Genomic DNA, 22,376 nt, shown 5'->3' with positions numbered 1-22,376 from the left:
TTATATCATATATCACATGACATTCAAAAATAAGGCAATCTGGATTACCGGGGCTTCTTCCGGCATCGGGGAAGCCCTGGCGTACGCTCTGCATGAGCGCGGGGCCAGGCTCATTTTATCCTCGCGCCGGGAGGAAGCCCTGAAGGAGGTAAAGAGCAACTGTGCCGGTTCCCCGGAAGATATTCACATCCTGCCGCTGGACCTGACGGAGACCGATGCCCTGGACGATAAAGCCCGGCAGGCACGCGACCGGTATGGCCGCATCGACTACCTGTTTAATAACGGGGGCATCAGCCAGCGCTCCCTGGCCGTGGATACCAAACTGGAGGTCGTACGGAAGGTGATGGAAGTCAATTTCTTCGGTTCCGTGGCGCTGACCAAGGCCGTGCTGCCCGCTATGATTGAACGGCAAGGGGGACATATTGTGGTGACCAGCAGCGTTATGGGGAAATTCGGCACGCGACTGCGGTCCAGTTACGCCGCTTCCAAACACGCCCTGCACGGTTATTTCGATTGCCTGCGCCAGGAAGTACACGAGCATAATATTACCGTTACGCTGGTCTGCCCCGGTTATATAAAAACCGATATCACCCGAAATGCGCTGGAAGGCGACGGAAGCAAACACGACAAAATGGGCAGGGGACAACAAGAGGGGATGCTGCCGGGCGAGTTTGCAGAGAAGCTGCTTCCCAGGATTGCCAAACAAAAAAATGAAATCTATATCGGGGGCAGGGAAATTGCGGGCGTTTATCTCAAGCGATGGGCCCCGGGCCTGCTTAACAAGCTGCTGTTAAAAACAGAGGTCACCTGACGCAAAATTTAATGGTAAAACAGCAAGACAAACCTTATGCCGCAACTCATTACCACTGCTGAACAGCTCTTTTTTAATAGCATTGATGACCTTTCCTCCATGCCGCTGCCCACGGACGTACTGATGGTCCGTCCCCTGCACTATTCGGTGGATTACGTGATCAATCCCCATATGGCGAACCAGGTGGGAAAAGTGGATACCACAGAGGCCCACAAGGAATGGAAAATGGTGCGCTCGCTGTTCGACCGGATCGGCCTCAACGTACGAATTATCGAAGACCAGGATGGATTGCCCGATATGGTATTCTGTGCCAACCAAAGCCTGCCGTATATCAATGAGGAGGATCACCGGCACGTTTTTATGAGTATCATGCATGCGGAACAGCGCAAAAAAGAGGTGCCCTACTTCGAGCAGTGGTATCGCCAGAACGGCCATGAGATCCATTACCTGGATGAACGTAAGATCGAAAATTTCGAAGGGTGCGGGGATGCCATCTGGCACAGCGGAAGGCGCCTGCTCTGGGGCGGATATGGTCATCGTTCTTCACTGGATGCCTATCAAACCATTTCGGATACTTTTAACGTGCCGGTGATCACGCTTGAACTGGCGGATGAAACATTCTACCATCTCGATACCTGCTTCTGCGTGCTGGATGAACATACCGCGCTGATCTACCCGGAAGCGTTCACGGAGCACGGGCTGGAGCTCATCCACGCGGTCTTTAATCGGGTAATTGAAGCGGCGGAATATGAGGCCGAAGAGCTCTTTGCCTGCAACGCCTGCTGTCCCGACGGACGCAATGTCATCATACAGCAGGGATGCACGGATGTTAATAAAAAATTACAGGATGCCGGTTTTTCGGTTCACGAGGTCAGCACGTCTGAGTTTCTGAAAAGCGGGGGGAGTGTCTTCTGCATGAAGATGCTCCTGTGGTAGCGGGATCATAGTCATGAGTCGTAGGTATTGAGTAGTGAGTTCAGAAAAGCGCGAGAAGTGCTAAGTCTTAAGCTGATTAAGTTGAACGTTACAGGTTGAGGTTGAGATAATGTATTCAGAACACCAGTGGTCCCATTTATCCTTTTTTAATTATTGTTTTTTACTCATGACTCAATACTCACGACCCATGATTCCTAATAGAAAATAATTGATATTAGTCCTTGGGAGGAGTTAACAACCGGCATCCTCCGGTAATTAATAATAACCTGAATGAAATACTATGGCCAATCATGTGATTCGGCTGCTTGTTTCAGCAGCAGCTACCCTGCTGCTCTTTTGGCTTCTTTCCATTGGAGTGGGACCTGCTCCTCCACTGGGACCTTTTCTGAATCCCGCTACCGGCTTCTGGGCGAATGCGGTTACGGATAAGCCGGCCGACCGCATCACGACGTTGCCGGCCGGTGCCCTTGCGGATACGGTCGGTATCCATGTCGATAAGCATAACATCCCGCATATTTTTGCCGCGAACGACCGGGACCTCTATTTTGCCCAGGGATATATCACCGCCCGCGACCGGCTCTGGCAAATGGAATTTCAGACGCACGCGGCAGCGGGAAGACTCTCCGAGATCATAGGTCCCGGTGCCCTGGAATACGACCGCTACCGGCGGCGCATCGGGATGGTGTATGCCGCTGAACAGGCCCGGGAAGAGATGCTCGGCCACCCGGAAACAGCTGCTGCCGTCCGGGCTTATGCGGACGGTGTGAACGCCTGGATTAACGAGCTTGGAAAGGCCGATTATCCACTGGAGTACAAGATACTCGATTATGAACCCGAGCGGTGGACCCCCCTGAAAACCGCCCTGCTTCTGAAAAGTATGACGTACACGCTGGCGGGCAGCAACCAGGATCTGCAGATGAGCAACACCAGGGCGTTTTTCGGCGACGCTTTTATCCGTCAGGTGCTTGATCCGGATCCCCGGCTGAATGACCCGGTTATTCCGGCAGGCACCGAGTGGTCCTTCGATCCGATTCCGGTCCAAAAGCCTGACTCGACCTTCAGGCCCTCCGTTGTGGATGATATCCCACCCTTCCGGCCCGACCCGCTCAACGGAAGCAACAACTGGGCGGTCAGCGGCTCCAAAACAGCCAGCGGCTATCCTCTCCTCGCAAACGATCCCCACCTGAATATGACCCTGCCCTCCATCTGGTACGCCGTGCAGCTGCACAGCCCGGCACAAAATGTGATGGGCGTTTCCCTGCCCGGGGCCCCCTCCGTCATTGTTGGTTTTAATGAAGAGGTGGCCTGGGGCACGACCAATGTCAGCGCCGACGTTTGGGACTGGTATGAAATGACCTTCCGCGACTCCACGCTTTCCGAATACCGGTACGACGGGACGTGGAGATCAACGCAGAAACGGGTGGAACAGATCGAGGTACGGGGACAGGAAACGGTCGTTGACACGGTGGTCTATACCCATCACGGTCCGGTTGTGCAGACCTCCGGGAAGGAACCGATGCGCTCGCATATCCCGAAATTCCATGCCATGCGGTGGATTGCCTATGAACCGTCCAACGAGCTCCGTTACTTTTTGGATATCAACAAGGCGGAAAACTATGAAGACTACCGGCGGGCCTTAACCCATTACCGGAGTCCCGCTCAAAACTGGGTGTTTGCCGACAGCAGCGATATTGCACTGACGGTTGCCGGTAGGTACCCGCTGAAGTGGGAGCAGCAGGGACGATTTGTCAGCGACGGTTCCGATCCCCGCTACGACTGGCAGGGATGGATTCCCTTCGATCACATTCCCTCGGTCAGGAACCCTAAGCGCGGTTTCGTGAGCTCGGCCAACCAGGATCCCACGGGCGATGCCTACCCCTACTACCTGGATGATGATTTTGCTCCCTATGAACGGGGACGGCGCATCAACGACCGGCTTGCGGGGATGGATGATATTACCCCGGAGGATATGCAGCAGCTGCAAATGGACACCTACAGCTATCACGCCCGGACGGTGCTCCCCCGGCTGCTGGAAGACCTGAAAGGCCATACGCTGTCCGGCCGCAAGCGGGAAGCGCTGCAAAAGCTCACCAGCTGGAACTATGAAAACAAGGGCGATCTTATCGCTCCCTCCCTCTTTGCCTACTGGTGGGAGGCACTTGAAGCGGCCATCTGGGATGATGAGTATCACGCTATTGACGCCCCGATGGAGCGGCCGGCCCGCGATCAGACGGCCCGGATGATCCTGGCCGATTCGGCCGCCCGGTGGTACGATGATATGAACACAGTGGAAACGGAAACACTGGATGATCTTATTGAACAATCGTTTCACCGGGCCTTCCGGCAGCTTAGCCGCGAATTCGGATCCTTCGGGGAACACTGGAAATGGGGCTATGTCAATAACACGAATATCGGTCACCTGGCACGGGTTCCGGGCCTGGGCCGCCGGGAGGTCTTTACCGGGGGCGCGGCGGAATCCGTCAATGCCGTCCGGGGCAGTCACGGTCCCTCCTGGCGCATGGTCGTTGAACTGGGGCCCCGGCCCCGGGCCTACGGTATCTATCCCGGGGGACAGTCCGGCAACCCGGGCTCGCCCCATTATGATGATATGATCGACGAGTGGACTAAAGGGACCCTCTACCCGCTTTGGTTTCCGAAACAGCAACCTGCCCGTGCCGATTCGGTGGCTTATTCTATTGTTTTGCGAAAGCCTTAAATAAAAGCAGCAAAAAACTGTCGTTCTGAGAGAAATGAGCGAAGCGAATGAACTTTTTTAGTATTTAGTAAAAAGTATCAGGTAGAAAGCAGTGCTAAGCGATAGTGGAATTTTCTGATATTAGCGACAACCCCACCCGGCCTCATTCATTATGATGAAACGAGTGACCGGAGCCGAAGCGTTAGATGTTCTTGTATCTGCCTGGGATGAAAGAAAATGCGATACCTGGTATTAATAAGTAACGGGGTCTGTGGAATAACGCGAAGGTTTTTTTAAAAAAGTACTATTGGGGAAGAGCTATCCCAGAGGAAAAGTTTTGACAAGTACAAGATTTTGCTATTCCCCAGGAAGTTTTTGGTTCGTTTTTCATCCTGGAAAAATGAACCAAAAATCAGTAGTATCAATTTATTCAGTCGGGGTTTTTATGACTGAAAAAACGGAATAACGTAATCTGTATTTTATGGGAAACCTTATATTCTTACACTACTGTATCCATAAACGACAACGTATAGCAGTAACACAATCATGATTTTAGCGATCCTGCTCGCACTCTCCGCCTGGATGTTGAGTTTTATTCTGCCCTGGTGGTCGCTGGCGATCCCCGCCCTTCTTCTGGGAATGTGGATGGGCAAAACCGGATGGAACTCCTTCGGTTACGGATTTTTGGGAATAGGGGGATTATGGCTCCTCCAAACGGCCTATATACACTTCGCTAATGACGGGATTCTCACTATGCGTATCGCTGAGCTTTTTAGCCTCCCTTATCCTTTTCTGGTTATTACCGGTACCGTCGTGGCAGGCGGTATGGCAGGCGGACTTTCGACCCTGACGGGCTACTTCTTCAAGAAAGTGTTCTTTAATCGCAATATATAAGGCGTAGTTATTGATTAATACTTCTCTTTCAACACCTCTCGGGTATTACGGCGATATTCCTCTATCATTTCATCTACATTCTTGATACTCTGTTCTTTTATATACCTATTGTTATTTTTCATGTCCTTTTTAAAAAGATCATAATATTCAATAGGAATACTGGTCTTCAAAAATTCGTCTCTTGACATATCGAAGACCATGCGATTATCGACCACCTTTATGTGTTCGATACTTATTTCCAGGAGTTGCTTTGCTAACTTTTTTTGTTCAGGAGTCTTTAGGCTGTCAGGAACTTGCGTTACGTAGTCGAAACCCGGCTTTAGATACGTACTGCTGTCTTTTTTAGTTGCTGCTGCCGTACTATCCTTAGCTATTTCAGACTTTTCAGATGGATCCTTACAAGCCGTAAATAATAACAATCCCCCGATAATAACTGTATATGCATATTTCATAATATATATTAAAACATCCTTAGAGATTTGAAATAGTTTTTAATAGCCAACGCCCCTCCCATTCCCCTGCCATAAGGATAAGAACACCGATAATTTGGTTATGCCTGCTCTTGTAAAGAGGAGATAAAGAGGGGTTAGTTGACCTGGGATTGCTACAAAAATATATCTTTAATACATGGATTGCCAATCACAAACCCCTCCGTTGGAGTCTGTCGTACTAAAAAAGAATCTCCCTGAATAGAACTTGTTATTTTTTTTAACAGAAATATACGGCCTTGAAAATAATGAAAACTCATTTTCCGGCCTTGAGTTGTGAGCCCCCCAGAGGGAGGCCGCAAGAACCGGCCGTAAATAGGCTTGTCTGAGCGATCCGAGAGAGCGAGTTTTGCCTTTTACAGGTTCGAAGCGGCCACACTCCGGCGAAGAACCCTCAGCCGGTGATTTTTTTGATTCCTTTTTTCATCATCGAAAAAAGGAATGGAACCTTTAGTAGAAAAAAGGGAACCCATACCAAAGTAGCGAGAAAAGCTTCCCTGAGCCATGATACCACGGGATGAACATAAAAAAATCTTTTTGATTTCATTACCAGGCTTTCAATAGTTCAACAAAGCCTGTAGATTACAAAAGTAATCATCCACCGATTAACATAGGTTGATCATGCCCCCCATGAAGCCTGAACATACCGACAGCCCCTCCTTCACCTGCACCTACTGCGGAGAAGTGAACGCAACATTTGTCGACCCTTCGCAGGGTAAAACCCAGAAATATATCGAAGACTGCCAGGTTTGCTGCCGGCCCAATGAGCTCTCCGTCTCCTACGACTATAAAACCAGGGAATTTCTCATCCAGGCCCAGCCTTCACAATAAATGAAATTTCCCCTAAGATTCCGTTGGAATTCAAATATGCGATTTGTATCTTTATGCAGTTTTGCGCTGGAATTACTGTTTCACGCACAAAAAGGTTAACAATAGGCGAATAACAAACACAACACTTGGCCTGCACGCACACACTTTTTACCAAAAGCGGGAGTCATTACGGCTTCCAGCACGCTCAAAAAATATTTGACCATTTCCCGATGGTCAGCACACCTCCCCCTTTCCCTGAATCCGGCATCTATTTCGTTGCCGGATTTTTTTTATGTCTAAATTTGAACCCTACAAAAATTTCTTTTCAATAATATGTCACTGTATTCACGAGATAAAGCGATCATTGCGCTCTCCGACGGCACCGTAGAGCATGGCTATGCCATCGGCAAAAAAGGAACCACCGGTGGTGAGCTCTGCTTTAACACCAGCATGGTCGGCTACCAGGAAATATTTACCGATCCCAGTTACTACGGTCAGCTTATGATGATGACCTACCCGCATATCGGAAATTACGGCACGATGAGCCGCGATGACGAAGCCCGGCGCGTCATGATAGCGGGACTCATTGTTCGCTCTTTTTCGTGGGAACACAGCAATTCGCAAGCCGACGGCAACCTCCAGCAATACCTGGAACGCAATGAGGTGGTCGGTATCACCGGTATCGACACCCGCAAGCTCGTTCGTCATATCCGATCAAAAGGAGTTATGAACGCCGTTATTTCATCCGATGAGCTGGATGAAGAACGGCTTGTGCAAAAAGCCCGGGACTGGGACGATATGGTCGGGCTTGAGCTGGCTACGGAGGTCACCCGCGACGAGCCGCAAACCGTACACAGCGACGGCCCTTTCAAAGTGGCTGCCTTCGACTACGGCATCAAACAAAGTATTATCGACAATTTTGTAAAACGGGGCTGCACGCTCCGGATTTTTCCGGCCAAAGGCGATTTCCGGGAAGAACTCGAACAGTGGAACCCCGACGGCTTCTTCTTTAGCAACGGGCCCGGCGATCCGGATGCCACGGCCAAATATGCGCTGGATATCGTTGACTATGCCAAAGAGACCGGCAAGCCGATTTTCGGTATTTGCCTGGGACACCAGCTGATGGCCCTCTCGGAAGGGATCTCTACCAAAAAAATGTTCGTGGGTCACCGCGGCGCCAACCACCCGGTCAAGAACCTGGATACCGGTCTGGTGGAAATCACCACCCAAAATCACGGTTTTGCAGTAGATGAAGAGGCGCTGGACGAGTCCAGGGTGGATATTACGCACAAAAATTTGAACGACGGGACGATCGAGGGACTTCGGTTCAAAAACTTTCCCGGCATTTCGGTACAGTATCACCCCGAGGCCTCGCCCGGACCCCATGATTCGCGATATCTCTTCAACCAGTTCATGGATATGATCAAAGAAGGGAAAAAGGAAATGGCTTAAGGAACAGCACGGGCACGGCACGAGCTGCTCATACACACATGTGGGCATCTCACGCCGCATTCCGGCGACGACTCACATTTCAAAAAACACGTTAATCAGCTAACAAAGAAACTTACCAACGCAATGCCACGACGCAACGACATCAACACCATTCTCATCATCGGATCAGGGCCTATTGTGATCGGTCAGGCCTGCGAATTTGATTACTCCGGATCGCAAGCCTGCCGTTCCCTGCAAGAGGACGGGTACCGGGTAGTGCTGATCAACTCGAATCCGGCTACTATTATGACCGACCCGATGATGGCCGATGAGATTTATCTGAAGCCGCTGACCATCGAATCCATTAAAGAAATTGTCGAAAAAGAACAGCCGGATGCGGTCCTGCCTACCATGGGGGGACAAACCGGGCTGAACCTGACGCGTGATCTCCAGCAGGAAAACTATTGGACGGAGCGTGGCATCCAGATTATCGGGGTGGATATTGCCGCGGTGGATATCACCGAAGATCGACAACAGTTTCGCGACCTGATGGATGAGATCGACATACCGCAGTGCCGCAGCCGCGCGGCCGAATCGCTGCTGGAGGCCAAAGAGATTACCGAAGAGCTGGGGGGACTCCCGATTGTCATTCGTCCCTCTTTTACGATGGGCGGGGCCGGCGGCGGTATCGTATGGAAACAGGATGAATTCGAGCGAAAAGTGCGCCGCGGGCTGGAAATGAGTCCCGTACACCGCGTGCTTATCGAGGAATCCATTTTCGGCTGGAAAGAGTACGAGCTCGAGCTGCTGCGCGACCCCAACGATAACGTCGTTATTATCTGTACGGTCGAAAATATCGATCCCATGGGCGTGCATACCGGCGACTCGGTTACCGTAGCCCCCTCACAGACCCTTACCGACAAGCAGTTCCAGATGCTGCGCGATGCGGCTATCAAGATGATGCGCTCCATCGGTACCTTTGCGGGCGGGTGTAACGTTCAGTTCGCTGTTGAACCGGGCAGCGACCGCTATGTGGCTATTGAAATCAACCCGCGGGTAAGCCGCTCTTCTGCCCTGGCCTCCAAAGCCACCGGCTACCCGATCGCCAAAATCGCCACCAAGCTGGCGGTGGGCTACAACCTCGACGAATTACCCAATCCGATTACCGGCAACACCTCGGCCTGCTTCGAGCCCTCCATCGATTATGTGATTGTCAAGACCCCGCGATTTAACTTTGAGAAATTTCCCAACGTTGACGAAGAACTCACTACCCAGATGAAGGCCGTCGGGGAAGCGATGTCGATCGGACGTAATTTTCCCGAAGCGCTGAACAAAGCCTTTCAATCGCTCGAAATCGGCCGCGCCGGGCTTGGGGCGGACGGCTACAATGAGCTGGATCGCAAGGATGTGCGCCAGCGACTCCTCAAACCGTACTGGGATCGCATGCTGAATATCCGCAATGCCTTCAAGCTGGGAGCCTCTGTCGAAGAGATCGCCGATATCACCAAAGTCGACCCCTGGTTTCTGCAGCAGATCCGCTACATGGTATCCCTCGAAAACCGCACAGAGGGACAAACGCTGGAGGGGATACCCAAAGAGGACTTTTTTGAGCTTAAACAGGCCGGATTCGGCGACCGGCAGATTGCCTGGATGCTCAGCCAGAGCAACGGCCAGGTAACCGAAAATGAAGTCCGGGCCCGGCGCAAGGAGCTGGGACTGAAACCCTCCTTCAAAGTGGTGGATACCTGTGCCGCTGAATTTCCGGCCGAAACGCCCTATTTTTATTCTGCCTACGAGGGAGAAAATGAAAGCGAGACGTCGGACAAGAAGAAAGTGATGATCCTGGGCAGCGGACCCAACCGCATCGGGCAGGGTATTGAATTCGACTACTCCTGCGTGCACGCGGTCAAGGCGGCCCAGGATATGGGATACGAGGCTATTATGGTGAACTGTAATCCCGAAACGGTCTCCACCGACTTCGACATTGCTGACAAGCTCTACTTCGAGCCCGTCTTCTGGGAGCGCGTGCTGGATATTTACGAGCATGAGCAGCCCGAGGGGGTCATCCTGCAGGTGGGGGGACAAACGGCCCTGAAGCTCGGCAAGCGGTTTGTGGAAGAGGGGATTCACATTTTCGGCACCGAGTTTGAGATGATTGATTTTGCGGAAGACCGCGGGTCGTTTTCCGAATTTCTCAAGAAGCTGGATATTCCCTTTCCCTCCTACGGCACCGCCGAAGATGTGGAAGGCGCCCTTGAAATTGCCGACCGCATCGGCTATCCCGTCCTCATTCGTCCCAGTTATGTGCTCGGGGGACAAGGGATGCGTATCGCCGTAAAACAGGAAGAGCTGGAGTATTATACCGAGCGCGTCCTTGCCACTCATCCCGAAAACGCTTTCCTCATCGACAAGTTTTTAGAGCATGCCGTTGAGGTAGACCTGGATGCCGTTTATGACGGCGAGCAGCTCCATATCTCGGGTATCATGCAGCATATCGAACCGGCGGGCGTGCATTCGGGCGACTCCACGGCGGTCATTCCGACCTACTCGCTCAGTGATGAGGCGCTGGATAAAATCCGGACCTATCACGAGAAGATTGCCAAACACATGGGTATCATAGGATTCCTGAACGTGCAGTATGCCGTGAAAGGGGATGAGGTGTATGTGCTGGAGGCGAACCCGCGATCGACCCGGACCATCCCCTTCCTGGCCAAGGCTACCGGACGTGCGGAAGCCCAAATCGCTGTAAAGGTGATGCTGGGCGCCAAATTAAAGGACTTCAGCGAAGAAGAGCTGACTTCCACTCTCGACAAATGGGCGATCAAGGAGCCGGTTTTTCCCTTCGACAAATTTCCCGAGGTAAAGAAGGAGCTTGGACCGGAGATGAAGTCGACCGGTGAAACAATCTACTTCATGGAAGATTTCAACGACGAACATTTCAAGAAGCCGTACGAGTTCAAAAACCTGTATCTAAGCAAGTAGGATCGCTGATTCTATTGATTAAGCTGATTACATCGATTTATTGTTATTATGTAAGGATTTGGTTCTTATTAGTATCTTACTAATAAATCAGTAATCTTATGGACTAAAATTATAAATACCGCAACATTACCGGTAATATCATCGGTAGTGCAATGAAGGTTCATTCATCACTCGGGAATGGATTTCCCGGGGTTATTTATCAACGAAGTTTGGCTATAGAATTTCGAGCGGTAAGAATTATCTATAGTCGAGAAGCCTCCAATGCCTTTGTACTATAATAGAGGAGGATCCGTCGGTAAACGAAGAGTCGATTTCTTAGTAGAAGAAAAGATTTAAGTTGAACTCAAAACAATTTCAGAAAGTAACGAAACTCATTACAATCAAATTCTGAACTATTTAACAGCCTTTCAGTTAGAAATTGGGCTCCTCATTAATTTCGGTGAGAACAGCCTGAACTTTAAACGTTTTATTAACAGTGATTTCAGATAGAATATCTGAGTAATCAGATCAATCAATAGAATCCGCGATCTATGATTAAAGAAGCACGAAACAAGCTCAATAATGTTTTTGGCTACGAAGACTTTCGTCCCCTCCAGGAGGATGTCATCACCCGGGTACTGGGAAAAAAACACGCGCTCGTCATTATGCCGACCGGCGGGGGAAAGTCGCTCTGCTACCAGATCCCCGCGCTGCTTTTTGACGGACTGACCATTGTCGTCTCTCCCCTCATATCCCTGATGAAGGACCAGGTTGAGCAGCTCCGCCAGTACGAGATTCCCGCTATCTACCTGAACAGCTCGCTTTCCCCCGAGGAGTACCAGGCCAATGTGGCCAAGCTGAAGCGCGGGGAAGTCAAAATGTTGTACCTGGCCCCCGAAACGCTGCTTATGCCTCAGACCCGGGAGCTGCTCAGCAACCTGCAGGTGGACCTGTTTACCATTGACGAGGCGCATTGCATTTCGGAATGGGGGCATGATTTTCGCCCCGAATACCGGCAGCTGAACGAAGTGCGCGAGGATTTTCCGGATGCCACCTGTCTTGCCCTGACGGCCACTGCCACCCCCCGCGTTCGAAAGGACATCGAGCAGATTCTTGATCTGGACAATTCCGAAACGTTTCTGGCCAGCTTCGACCGGAAAAACCTGTTTTTAAAGGTGGCCGACAAGGACGACCCGGTAGAACAGACGCTCGATTTCCTTTATACCCGGAAAAAACAGTCCGGCATCATCTACTGTTTTTCGCGCCGGCAGGTTGAGGAACTGTATGTGGAGCTGAAAAAGGAAGGGCACTCAGTGAAGCCTTACCACGCGGGACTTTCAAAGAAGGTACGTGCCCGCAACCAGGAACTTTTTATTCGTGACGACATCTCCATCATTGTGGCAACCATCGCTTTCGGGATGGGCATCGACAAGCCCAATGTGCGGTTTGTCATGCACTACGATATGCCCAAGAATATAGAATCGTATTACCAGCAGATCGGCCGGGCGGGACGCGATGGCTTGCGTTCCGATTGCCTGCTGCTCTACAGCCGGTCCGACAAGCAAAAAATCCAGTATTTTATCAACCAGAAAGAGGGCCAGGAGAAGGAGGTGGCTGAAAAACACCTGAAAGACCTGATGAAATTCCTGGAAACCGATGAGTGTCGCCGCAAACCCCTGATGAACTATTTCGGCGAAACCTATCCCCACGACGAGTGCGGCATGTGCGATAACTGCCTCTCGGTGGATGCGGAAGTGGAAGACCTGACGGTGCAATCACAAAAATTTCTCTCCTGTGTGGCCCGGACAGACCAACAATTCGGGGCCTATCACATCGCGGACGTGCTGCGCGGTTCTTCGGCCAAAAAAGTGATTGAGAACGGTCATAACGAGCTTTCAACCTATGATATCGGCAATGAATGGTCGAAAGAGCAGTGGATCCTGCTGGGACGCATGCTCGTGCGGCAGGATTACCTGAGCCGCGACGAAAATTACGGTTCGTTGAAACTCACCGAACAGGCCCGGGCGGTACTGAACGGGCAGGAAAATGTATTCGGCGTACTCGACCGCACCGACACCGTCATCGGGGATGATGCGATCGAACGCACTTCTTCGGATGTAGAGAACGACTACGAACGGGACCTCTTTGAGCAGCTGCGCGAAAAACGCAAGGAGATGGCCGACCAGCAGGGCATTCCTCCCTACGTCATTTTCCCCGATACGACGCTCATGGAGATGGCCTATTATTTTCCCCGGGACGAGGACGATCTGCTGGCTATCTACGGCGTGGGCTCGGTCAAGCAAAAGAAATACGGGAAGGATTTTCTGAAACTCATCGGAAAATACGCCGAGGAAAATGACGTGGAGCCGCGTCAAAAGTCCCTGAAGAAAAAGAAGAAGAAAAAATCGTCTGCCAAAAAATTTCAACAGGTGGGCGAGGCCTTCAACAAGGGACAGTCGATCGATCACCTGGCCGAAGAGCACGGCGTCAAGGAAGTGACCATCATCAAACACCTGAAAACCTATCTGGAAGAAGGAAATGACCTGAGAACCGAAGGAATCGCCGCCGCCTCTTCGCTTTCCGTCCGAAAACGCGATGAAGTGATGGACGTTATGGATGAGGTGGGCGCCCGGATGTTGCGTATTGTCTATAACAAGCTGGACAAGACCATCGGCTACAGCGAACTGCGCGTGATGCAGCTGTATTATATGGCGCAGAACAGGGATTGATGCGGAACGCTCATAAACTTCCTCCACAACAGGCAGCATATGAAACAGCGGCCTGTTTTTATCGCTTGTAAACTTCGGTCATTTATATCACATCAAAGAAGATCTTTTCTTATCATTACGTTTGAATAAACTTAACGATGATAAGATGTTATGAGTCACAGAAACATTGTTGTCGCCTTTGGGGGCGTCTCTCCCGAGCACGAGGTATCCGTACTCTCGGCCATGCAGGCTATGTCCTCCCTGGAGGATACCGACTACACCATCATTCCCCTGTACATCTCTAAATCGGGCCGGTGGCTGACGGGTCCTCCGCTGCTTGACCTGGAAAACTACCAGGACCTGGATGCGCTGGTCAACCGGGCCACGGCCTGTACCTTCGCCCATAATGATCTGGGCAAGCCGGTGCTGCAGGAAACGGAAAAGAAAGGATTATTTCGCTCGCCGCAGCAGCATCCCATCCATGCGGTGATACCGGCCTTTCACGGCTCGGAAGGCGAAAACGGGGCTTTTCAGGGGACCTGCGAAATGTACAATATCGCCTATGCCGGCAGCCGGGTACTCGCCTCGAGCCTGGGCATGGACAAAGTGAAAGCCAAAGAGCTGTGCCGGGCTCATAACCTGCCGGTCGTCGATGAATTTGATTTCTATGAAAGGGAATGGGTCAAAGACCGGCAGTCCGTGCTTCATTATGCCGAAAAGATCAGCTATCCCGTCATGGTTAAGCCTGTTAGCCTGGGCAGCAGCATCGGGGTAGCGAAGGCGGAAGATGAACAAGCATTGACAGAAGCGGTGGAAACGGCTTTCCGCTACGACAATAACCTGATGATCGAACAGGCTGTTACCCCGCTCATGGAAATCAACTGTTCGGTGCTGGGGACCCCCGAGAAGATGCAGACGAGCGTCTGCGAGCGTCCCCTGGGACAGGAGGAAACCCTTTCGTTCGAGGACAAGTATCAAAGTGACGGCGGGGGACCAAAAGGCATGGCTTCGGCCGATCGCGTGATCCCGGCTGATATTTCTGACGAACTTGCCGGGCACATTCAGTCGCTTTCCCGCAATATATTTACCATCTTCCGCGCCAGCGGGGTCGCCCGGCTCGACTTCCTGGTGAATGCCGATACCAAAGAGGTCTATTTTAACGAAATCAATACCATTCCCGGGTCGTTTTCCTTTTATTTGTGGGAGGAAAACGGAATGAATATGCGGGAATTAATGCTAACACTTATTGAGATCGCCCTGCAGCAACATAAATTAAAGATAGGGCGTATACGCTCCTATGATACCAACCTGCTCAGTGAGAAGGCCGTTAAAGGTATCAAGGGACTCAAAGGAACCAAACAACCATCAGAATGACCGATACGTCTTGGTTTTCCCATTGACCTCTAACTTATCAGGATTATGAATCTATTTTCCCCTGCCAACCGTGTAATGACCTTTTTTTTTATCGTAGCAGTAGCTGCGGCCTGTAAACAGCCGGAAACGATCGTAGTCGATCGCGATCCCGAAACAACGGCCGCTGACACTGTGGAACAATTCCCGGCTGCGGAACAACAGGATGCCGGATTTCGGCAGCTCAATATCGGGGAGTATCAGCCCATCCGCTCGCTGGATCCGCTTTTGGCCGACAACGCCACCAATATCCGGGCCATTCAGCTGGTCTATGAGGGACTGGTTCGATTTGATGAAGCGGGAACCATCGCTCCCGCCATTGCTCAAAAATGGTCGGTGGGAGCCAATGATCGCAGGTATACCTTTCATCTTCGACCGGATGTGTATTACCACGACAGCGACATCTTTGGAAGCGGGACGGGACGAAAGCTTACCGCCGACGATGTGCCCTTTATTTTCGAACGGATGGCCAACAATGCGGTGCCCCCCCGGGCCGCCGGGCTGTTTATGAACATTGAAGGCTTTGATGAGTATTTCCGGGAACAGCGGCACGTCTATAACCCGACGCTAAGACAGCTGGACCGTATTTCCGGCATTCAGACGCCCAACGACACAACGGTGGTTTTTGAGTTGGATCAGCCGGATCCTGATTTTCTTCAAAAGCTGGCTCTTCCCCTGGCGGTCATCTACCCGAAAGAAGCGGTCGGGACAAGCACAGGGGATTTCACCCCGGTGGGCAGCGGACCTTTTACCTTTGCGCAGCGGTCCAGTGATTCTACCTTTGTCTTTTCGAAGTTCCAAAACTATTATGCCGCTTCCGACATCCGGCTCAACCGGGTGGATATGATTATCAGTGACACCCCTTTAAGCTTTTTGAATGCAATGGAGGCGGGCAACGTCCACTTATTGCCGGAACTTGATCCCGCACTTTCGCGGCAGTTGTTAACGGAAGAGCGCAGCCTGGCCTCCCCATACAGCGATCGCTATATTCTTTCTCAAACAGGCAGCACTATGTTTGCCCTCCGGCGTTACCCTTCATCCGATGTGTCGGAGGATCGCGGCGCTGACATTGCGCAACTGGCCAAAAACAATGCCTCCTCCCTTTTTGACCCGTTGGGTCCCGCCATCACGGATACCTCATTTTTTACCGATGATTCCAAAATAGCAGCAATGAGTGACCTGAGCCTGGAAGTGCCGGCCACGGAACATCCCTATGGTAAAGTTTTCCTGCAGCAGCTGTCTGATCTGCTGGAAGGACAAGGCGGGGAGCTGGACATAACCGGCATCCGGGTGCCCACGCAACGGACCGGGCTATTTTTTACCGAGCATCCGGAGCTTTTCCCTCCGATGGAATGGGCTGACCATCCCCCGCTGATCACCTTCACCGTGCAGCAGTTTTCACTGAAGCGACAGGACATTGACGATCTTCCAGCCAACCAATACCCGTGGTGGATTGACCTGCGCGGAGTGGAACTCCCGGCCTTCGAAAATATAAACAGACCCTTATGAAACTCGCGCTTATAGCAAACCCCAAAAAATATTCTGTTAAAGAATCTTTTATCGACATCCTGTCCTGGGCCGATGATCATGATGTGCATATTGTATTTTGTTCTGAACTGCACGAACTGTACCGGGGCGAGGAACATCCCTCCGCTATTGTCACAGACAGCGAAAAAGAGGCTATAGATCAGGCGGATATCGTTATTGCGGTGGGGGGCGACGGGACGATGCTCTATACGGCCCGCCTGATGAAGAACATCCAGAAGCCGATACTGGGCGTTAACAGCGGACGACTGGGCTTTATGGCGTATACACAGAAGGAAAATATTGCGCAGGCGCTGACCGACCTCAGGGAGGGGAACTACCGTATTGACAAGCGATACCTCCTGGAGGCCGAAGATAGCGAGGGCACGATCTACCACGCCTTGAACGAATTCCTGTTTGCGAAAAAGGATTCCACCTCCATGGTAAATGTCAGTGCGGAATACGATGATATGTTTATCAATAACTATTGGGCGGACGGGCTGATTGTGGCATCCCCGACCGGATCTACGGCTTATAATCTCTCCTCCAGCGGCCCCATCGTAATGCCGAATACGAATGTGATGGTCCTGACCCCGATCAATCCCCATACGCTGACGACTCGTCCCCTCGTACTCTCTTCCAACAAGTCGCTGAAAATCAAAGTGGAAAAGCAGGACCATGACGTCCTTTTCTCCTACGACGGTCTCATCAAGGAGATCGAATCCTATCCTTTTGAAGTGAATATAAAGCGCTCCAACTTTACGGTTGATCTGATCGAACTGCCCACGCAAAGCTACTTCGATACCCTCCGTCATAAGCTGATGTGGGGCATGGATTCACGAGAAGCTTAATTTTTCATTCGTATCCGTTCTGACATTCACGAATTTTACCATTATCTTTAGGCAAAATTTTAACACTTAAAAAAGTCAGTCAATATGAAAGTAACAGTAGTTGGTGCCGGCGGTAATGTCGGTTCTACGGTGTCGATGGCCGTGGCACAGCGCGATTTTGCCAAAGAGGTCGTCATGGTCGATATCGTGCAGGAAAAAAATGGTAATAAAATCTATCCGTCAAAAGGCCGGGCGCTCGACCAGTGGGAATCATCGCCCATTCACAAATTTGATACCAAGCTCACCGGATCCGTCGACTATGAAGACACAGCGGGGTCTGACGTCTGTGTGATTACGGCCGGAGTGCCGCGCCGCCCCGGGATGAGTCGCGATGATCTGCTGGAAACCAATGCCAACATCGTACAGTCCGTCACCGAACAGCTCATCGAACATTCGCCCGATACGATACTTATTATTGTTTCCAACCCGCTCGACGTTATGGCCCAGGTTGCCTATGAAACCAGTGGACTGGATTCCAGCCGGGTGATGGGCATGGCAGGCATTCTGGACACCGCACGATACCGTTCCTTCCTGGCCGAAGAGCTGGATGTATCACCCAAAGATATTCAGGCGCTTCTGCTGGGGGGACATGGAGACACCATGGTACCCCTGCCCCGCTTTACGACCATCGCAGGAATGCCGGTCACCCAGTTTATCGATGATGAGAAGCTGGAGGAAATTGTCGAACGCACCAAAGGCGGCGGCGGAGAGCTGGTCAACCTGATGGGTACCTCAGCCTGGTATGCTCCCGGTGCAGCTGCAGCACAAATGGTGGAAGCCATTATGCTCGACCAAAACCGAATCTTTCCCTGCGCGGCCTACCTGAACGGCGAATACGGCCACGAAGACCTGTTTCTGGGCGTTCCCGTGAAATTGGGCGAAGGCGGCATCAAGCAAATAATCGAGGTTGACTTAATCGCAGAAGAACAAGACCTTATGGATACATCGGCAGATCACGTGCATTCTGTCCTTGCAGAATTCCGCGAGCTGATGGATAAATAAATCGCAATAAACTGAAGACGTAAGGCTTCTTCACTACTTGCATTTTTTAAAAAAGGCTCCGCCGACCATAGCGGAGCCTTTTTTGGTTTACCGACTTTATCAACAGGTTGAATACGTAGCTACTTTATTGCCAAGTATTATTCCACACTCTTCCACGAGCTGGGAATGCTTTTCCGGGAGCATCCATACAAATCAGCTGCTTATTGTTGGTTGGTTGTACTGTTCTTATTTGACGGATTCCACAGCCTGACGTTGGAAGGCATCGCTGTATCTTCGGGTAATACCTCCTGTGGGTGTTATCGGTTGACTTAATGTGTTTATTTTTTTCAACCTATTTTAGGATGGGCCCTTCAAACTTTTTACTTAAAACTTGCTACTTTCTACTCCTCACGGTGCGCTTATAAGCACTATATTTTCCGCCACCAGTCCCTTTTCATTTTCAATCAGGTCAAATTCAAAAATAAGATGGCGACTCGGCAGAAAGCTGGTCTCAAAGTCGCTTTCGAACTGCGAGATATGGGCGAACACCGTTTTGTAGGGCGATTCTTCGAAGCGCGAATCCGTAATCCAGAGCTTTTCGTTCAGCGCAACCAGGTAACGCATGAAGCCGTAGCCGTCGTCATGGGAAAAATCATAGCATACCCCGCGTACACGCGATCCCACTTCGCCCCACCGATAGGGCGACTCAATAGGCAGCAGTCCGGGGATAAGATAGCCGGAGATATACAGATCCGCCTCCTTGCGAAGCTCTGAGGGCATATCATCAAAACCCACCAGCTCCACCCGCGTACCTTTCTGTTGAATCGCTTTGATCACGCTGACATAGCTTCCGTCATTGGTAAGCAGCACGATATTATCCAGCTGATCGGCCTGTGTCAGCATGTCCACTGCCATATCCATCGCCACGGTCGACTTTGTAATAACCTCGCCCGTCTCATTATCTTCATAATATTGCATCGGCTTTTCTATAACCTTGTACTCAAAATCGCGCAATACCTCGCTGAATCGTTCGGTCTTGGCCTGATAAGATTCATCCTCCTGTGCCCTCTGTTGATCATAGCCAAGATACACATTCATGCGTGAAGGCGATCGGCCGTCGCGGCAGGCAAATTTTCGCAAAATATCATATCGCAAACCGAACCCTCCGTTCATCGTTACATTTACGGCATCGACGAAAATACCAACATTACCTTCCATAATAATTTCCTCTCTATTTATAATTCTTAATAATAGCTTATTACCGGCGGGTGAGCTTTTTTTGTCACCCTGAACAAATAATGGATAATAAATAACCTATTTCTCACCTGTAGGCCGGGATAGCCACAGGAAGCCTGCTATACCAATTATCAACATAATTGTACGGCTCATCCATTCCCCGGGAATCCAGTAGGTCAGGTAGGGCTGGAAATACCAACAGAGAACGGCAAGAAGCATCATTCCGAAGGCCCGGTGAATCTGGTAATTCACCGGATATATTTTTATGCTCTGATAGTAGAGCAGTAACGCCATCGCAGCGTAGCTGACAAGGGTTGCGACGGCTGACCCCATCATGCCATAATAAGGGATAAGTACGAGATTAACCGCAATCGTAACTCCCGCACCGATAAGTGTAATAACAGGCAGAACTTTCGTTTTCTCTTCTATGAAGATGCCGGCAGAGAAGTTCATATACCACCCGTGAAACCAGTAAGCCCCGAGCAGCACCGGTACGATATGCAGGCCCATCCAGTATTCCTCCCCCACCAGGTAGGCGTCGAGCAGGGGGACTCTAATTTGGACAATTTGCTGAACAAACAGCGCTACCACCAGAAAGCATATTGCTGCGACGACGTTGAAATACCGAAACACATCCCGATAGGTTTTCGGTGCTTCCGGGTCATCGGACTCCCGCAGGAAAAAGGGCTGCCAGGCCATCCGGAACATCTGTACCAGCAGCAGCATAAAAACCGATACCTTATAGCTGGCACTGTAGATACCCACAATATCAGCAGGAATCAGATCGGCGGAATACAGTTTCGCAACGGTAGACTGCGACAGGTAATTACCCAGGAAAAAACGGTCGAGGGTCTCGTTGATAACGAATCCCAATCCCGCCGGCACAAAAGGCAAGCCAAACCAGAGCGCTTTTCGGAGGACCGGCGTATCCCAGGAACCGGAAAACATATCCGCTGTAACGATCCAGAGGACCACCGCGGTGAGTCCCGATGCCACCAGACTGGCAAAAAATACCGCTTGAATCCCCCAGTTCAGCCCCAGAATAAGATAGAACTGCAATCCAACGTTAATCAGGATGTTACCCGTTTTAATTATAGCAAAAAGCCATTGCCGCTGTACCAGCCGTAGCTCCGCAAAAGGAATTAAGACCATGGTATCAAACCAGAGTATTCCGAGCATCATCCAATATAAATTTTGGTTGCCCGAAGCCTCCAGATTCATAGTTGGCATTAGAAACGGGGCCGCCAAAATGAGTAACAATACGAGTATGGAAGAAAGCCCGGCCAATCCAGTCTGAAGTGTTTTGAACACATCTTTTGCAAGGTCCCGGTCCTTGGCATACCGCAGGTAGGCTGATTCCATCCCGAAGGTAAAAATCACGTTCAGAAAAGCGAGTCCGGCGTAAACAAGACTAACAATTCCGTATTCAGATGTTTCAAATACCCCACTGGTATGCAGAGGCACAAGCAGGTAGCCGATAAATCGGGCCAGAACACTGCTGATACCGTAAACAAGCGTGTCGGAAAGAAGTTCTTTAAGTTTTTTCAAGGTGAATGTTCGTTATAAGAATGCCTTTTTCACGCCCCTGAACCTGAATGAACCGATCGTCTTACAGTCTATTAACCTGAATGTGATATAAATTTTTTTATTCCGGTCCAGTGAAATAACAGATAAACAACTTGAGTTGCGCGGATATTCAGCTTTTAGCTATTTCCCAACAGTCTTTCCATGGCATATACGCCCAAGACGTAGCTGTGTTTCCCAAAGCCGGTAATAATGCCATTGGCGACGCTGCCGGTGAGCGTTTGCTCGCGGAATTCTTCGCGCGCATGAATATTGGACAGGTGGACCTCCACGATCGGTATTTCCAGCAGTTCCAGGGCATCGCGAATGGCTACCGACGTGTGTGAGTAACCGCCAAAGTTAGCTATGAGTCCGTCTACGTCGCTTTTCAAAAGGGACTGGATCGCCTCTACAAGCTCGCCCTCCAGATTACTCTGGAAGAAAACCATTTCATCATCGGGGAAGGTGTCGATCAGCAGCTGTTCAATATGCTCAAGCGTATCTGACCCGTATTGCTCGGGATCACGGGTGCCCAGCATATTCAGGTTCGGACCGTTTAGTACGGATAATTTCATAGGGTTACCTGTTTACTGATTAGCTCTTTCAGCTCTTCCATTCGATCTTCGCTTACGGAGACATTATGTCCCAGCGCCATCACCTGATGGGTTTCATACAACGGGATCAGGTGAACATGCGCATGCGGCACTTCGAGTCCCTGCACGATCACGCCGGTACGAAGCGGGGCAAGGGCTTCATCGAGCGCACGGGCAATGGTTCGGGAAAAATCCATCGTACTCTTCATTAGCGCATCCGGCAGGTCAAAGAAGTAATCCACCTCCTGTTTAGGCACCACCAGTGTATGTCCCTCCGCAATAGGATTAATATCCAAAAAAGCAATATGATCGTCGGTTTCTGCCACTTTATGACAGGGAATTTCGCCCTCAATAATTTTAGTGAAAATGGTTGACATAGGGTACAGGTTCTACGGTTACGGTTACGGTTACGGTTACGGTTACGGTTACGGTTACGGTTACGGTT

19 protein-coding genes are annotated in these 22,376 nt (G+C 50.8%); 14 read left to right on the top strand and 5 right to left on the bottom strand.

Features of this window, described 5'->3' with window-relative positions:
- The first annotated feature begins 16 nt into the window (after positions 1-16).
- The 4 genes from BUB16_RS03710 (at position 17) to BUB16_RS03695 (ending at position 5,336) form a co-directional block, all read left to right on the top strand.
- Positions 17-811, top strand: a complete 795-nt coding sequence (locus BUB16_RS03710; protein ID WP_073059613.1) for an SDR family oxidoreductase — start codon at positions 17-19, stop codon at positions 809-811.
- A gap of 36 nt (positions 812-847) precedes the next feature.
- Complete coding sequence (locus BUB16_RS03705) at positions 848-1,747, top strand: dimethylarginine dimethylaminohydrolase family protein (protein WP_073059611.1); 900 nt, start codon at positions 848-850, stop codon at positions 1,745-1,747.
- A 280-nt stretch (positions 1,748-2,027) separates the two neighbouring features.
- On the top strand, positions 2,028-4,463 hold the full coding sequence (locus tag BUB16_RS03700) for a penicillin acylase family protein (protein WP_073059609.1): 2,436 nt from the start codon (positions 2,028-2,030) through the stop codon (positions 4,461-4,463).
- A 525-nt stretch (positions 4,464-4,988) separates the two neighbouring features.
- Positions 4,989-5,336, top strand: coding sequence for a hypothetical protein (locus tag BUB16_RS03695; protein WP_073059606.1), 348 nt, complete (start codon positions 4,989-4,991; stop codon positions 5,334-5,336).
- Between the two features lie 14 nt (positions 5,337-5,350).
- Here BUB16_RS03695 and BUB16_RS03690 read toward each other — a convergent pair whose 3' ends face one another.
- Entirely contained in the window at positions 5,351-5,788 is a 438-nt protein-coding gene (locus BUB16_RS03690) for a hypothetical protein (protein ID WP_073059604.1), read from the bottom strand.
- 666 nt (positions 5,789-6,454) lie between these two features.
- On the opposite strand from BUB16_RS03690, the gene BUB16_RS03685 reads away from it, so the two are divergent.
- The 10 genes from BUB16_RS03685 to mdh all read left to right on the top strand — a co-directional run bounded on the left by BUB16_RS03685 (position 6,455) and on the right by mdh (position 18,560).
- On the top strand, positions 6,455-6,655 hold the full coding sequence (locus BUB16_RS03685) for a CPXCG motif-containing cysteine-rich protein (RefSeq protein ID WP_073059922.1): 201 nt from the start codon (positions 6,455-6,457) through the stop codon (positions 6,653-6,655).
- Between the two features lie 312 nt (positions 6,656-6,967).
- On the top strand, positions 6,968-8,086 hold the full coding sequence (gene carA, locus BUB16_RS03680; RefSeq protein ID WP_073059602.1) for a glutamine-hydrolyzing carbamoyl-phosphate synthase small subunit: 1,119 nt from the start codon (positions 6,968-6,970) through the stop codon (positions 8,084-8,086).
- A 123-nt stretch (positions 8,087-8,209) separates the two neighbouring features.
- Positions 8,210-11,047, top strand: coding sequence for a carbamoyl-phosphate synthase large subunit (gene carB, locus BUB16_RS03675; protein WP_073059600.1), 2,838 nt, complete (start codon positions 8,210-8,212; stop codon positions 11,045-11,047).
- A 152-nt stretch (positions 11,048-11,199) separates the two neighbouring features.
- Positions 11,200-11,325 (top strand): GxxExxY protein, encoded by a 126-nt coding sequence (locus BUB16_RS22150; protein WP_211483080.1) that lies wholly within the window; start codon positions 11,200-11,202, stop codon positions 11,323-11,325.
- A gap of 73 nt (positions 11,326-11,398) precedes the next feature.
- On the top strand, positions 11,399-11,536 hold the full coding sequence (locus BUB16_RS22145) for a GxxExxY protein (protein WP_211483090.1): 138 nt from the start codon (positions 11,399-11,401) through the stop codon (positions 11,534-11,536).
- 41 nt (positions 11,537-11,577) lie between these two features.
- Complete coding sequence (gene recQ, locus BUB16_RS03665) at positions 11,578-13,755, top strand: DNA helicase RecQ (protein ID WP_073059597.1); 2,178 nt, start codon at positions 11,578-11,580, stop codon at positions 13,753-13,755.
- Between the two features lie 150 nt (positions 13,756-13,905).
- Positions 13,906-15,108 carry a D-alanine--D-alanine ligase gene (locus tag BUB16_RS03660; protein ID WP_073059595.1) on the top strand — a complete coding sequence of 401 codons (1,203 nt, stop codon included), beginning with the start codon at positions 13,906-13,908 and terminating at the stop codon, positions 15,106-15,108.
- Positions 15,109-15,153: 45 nt separating this feature from the next.
- Entirely contained in the window at positions 15,154-16,653 is a 1,500-nt protein-coding gene (locus BUB16_RS03655) for an ABC transporter substrate-binding protein (protein WP_084088014.1), read from the top strand.
- Positions 16,650-17,519 carry an NAD(+)/NADH kinase gene (locus BUB16_RS03650; protein ID WP_073059591.1) on the top strand — a complete coding sequence of 290 codons (870 nt, stop codon included), beginning with the start codon at positions 16,650-16,652 and terminating at the stop codon, positions 17,517-17,519. The genes BUB16_RS03655 and BUB16_RS03650 overlap by 4 nt, the downstream gene beginning before the upstream one ends.
- Positions 17,520-17,603: 84 nt before the next feature.
- Positions 17,604-18,560, top strand: coding sequence for a malate dehydrogenase (gene mdh / locus BUB16_RS03645; RefSeq protein ID WP_073059589.1), 957 nt, complete (start codon positions 17,604-17,606; stop codon positions 18,558-18,560).
- Between the two features lie 387 nt (positions 18,561-18,947).
- Here mdh and BUB16_RS03640 read toward each other — a convergent pair whose 3' ends face one another.
- The 4 genes from BUB16_RS03640 to BUB16_RS03625 all read right to left on the bottom strand — a co-directional run bounded on the left by BUB16_RS03640 (position 18,948) and on the right by BUB16_RS03625 (position 22,308).
- Positions 18,948-19,757 (bottom strand): LabA-like NYN domain-containing protein, encoded by an 810-nt coding sequence (locus BUB16_RS03640; RefSeq protein WP_073059587.1) that lies wholly within the window; start codon positions 19,755-19,757, stop codon positions 18,948-18,950.
- Between the two features lie 96 nt (positions 19,758-19,853).
- Complete coding sequence (locus BUB16_RS03635; protein WP_073059585.1) at positions 19,854-21,323, bottom strand: lipopolysaccharide biosynthesis protein; 1,470 nt, start codon at positions 21,321-21,323, stop codon at positions 19,854-19,856.
- A 155-nt stretch (positions 21,324-21,478) separates the two neighbouring features.
- Positions 21,479-21,913 (bottom strand): type II 3-dehydroquinate dehydratase, encoded by a 435-nt coding sequence (locus BUB16_RS03630; RefSeq protein ID WP_073059583.1) that lies wholly within the window; start codon positions 21,911-21,913, stop codon positions 21,479-21,481.
- Entirely contained in the window at positions 21,910-22,308 is a 399-nt protein-coding gene (locus BUB16_RS03625) for an HIT family protein (protein ID WP_073059580.1), read from the bottom strand. Before BUB16_RS03625 ends, BUB16_RS03630 begins: the two co-directional genes overlap by 4 nt.
- Between the last annotated feature and the right edge of the window lie 68 nt (positions 22,309-22,376).

Origin of the sequence: Fodinibius roseus (assembly GCF_900129315.1) — a bacterium.
Lineage (GTDB): Bacteria > Bacteroidota > Rhodothermia > Balneolales > Balneolaceae > Fodinibius > Fodinibius roseus.
This window is presented reverse-complemented; position numbering and strand designations above follow the sequence as displayed.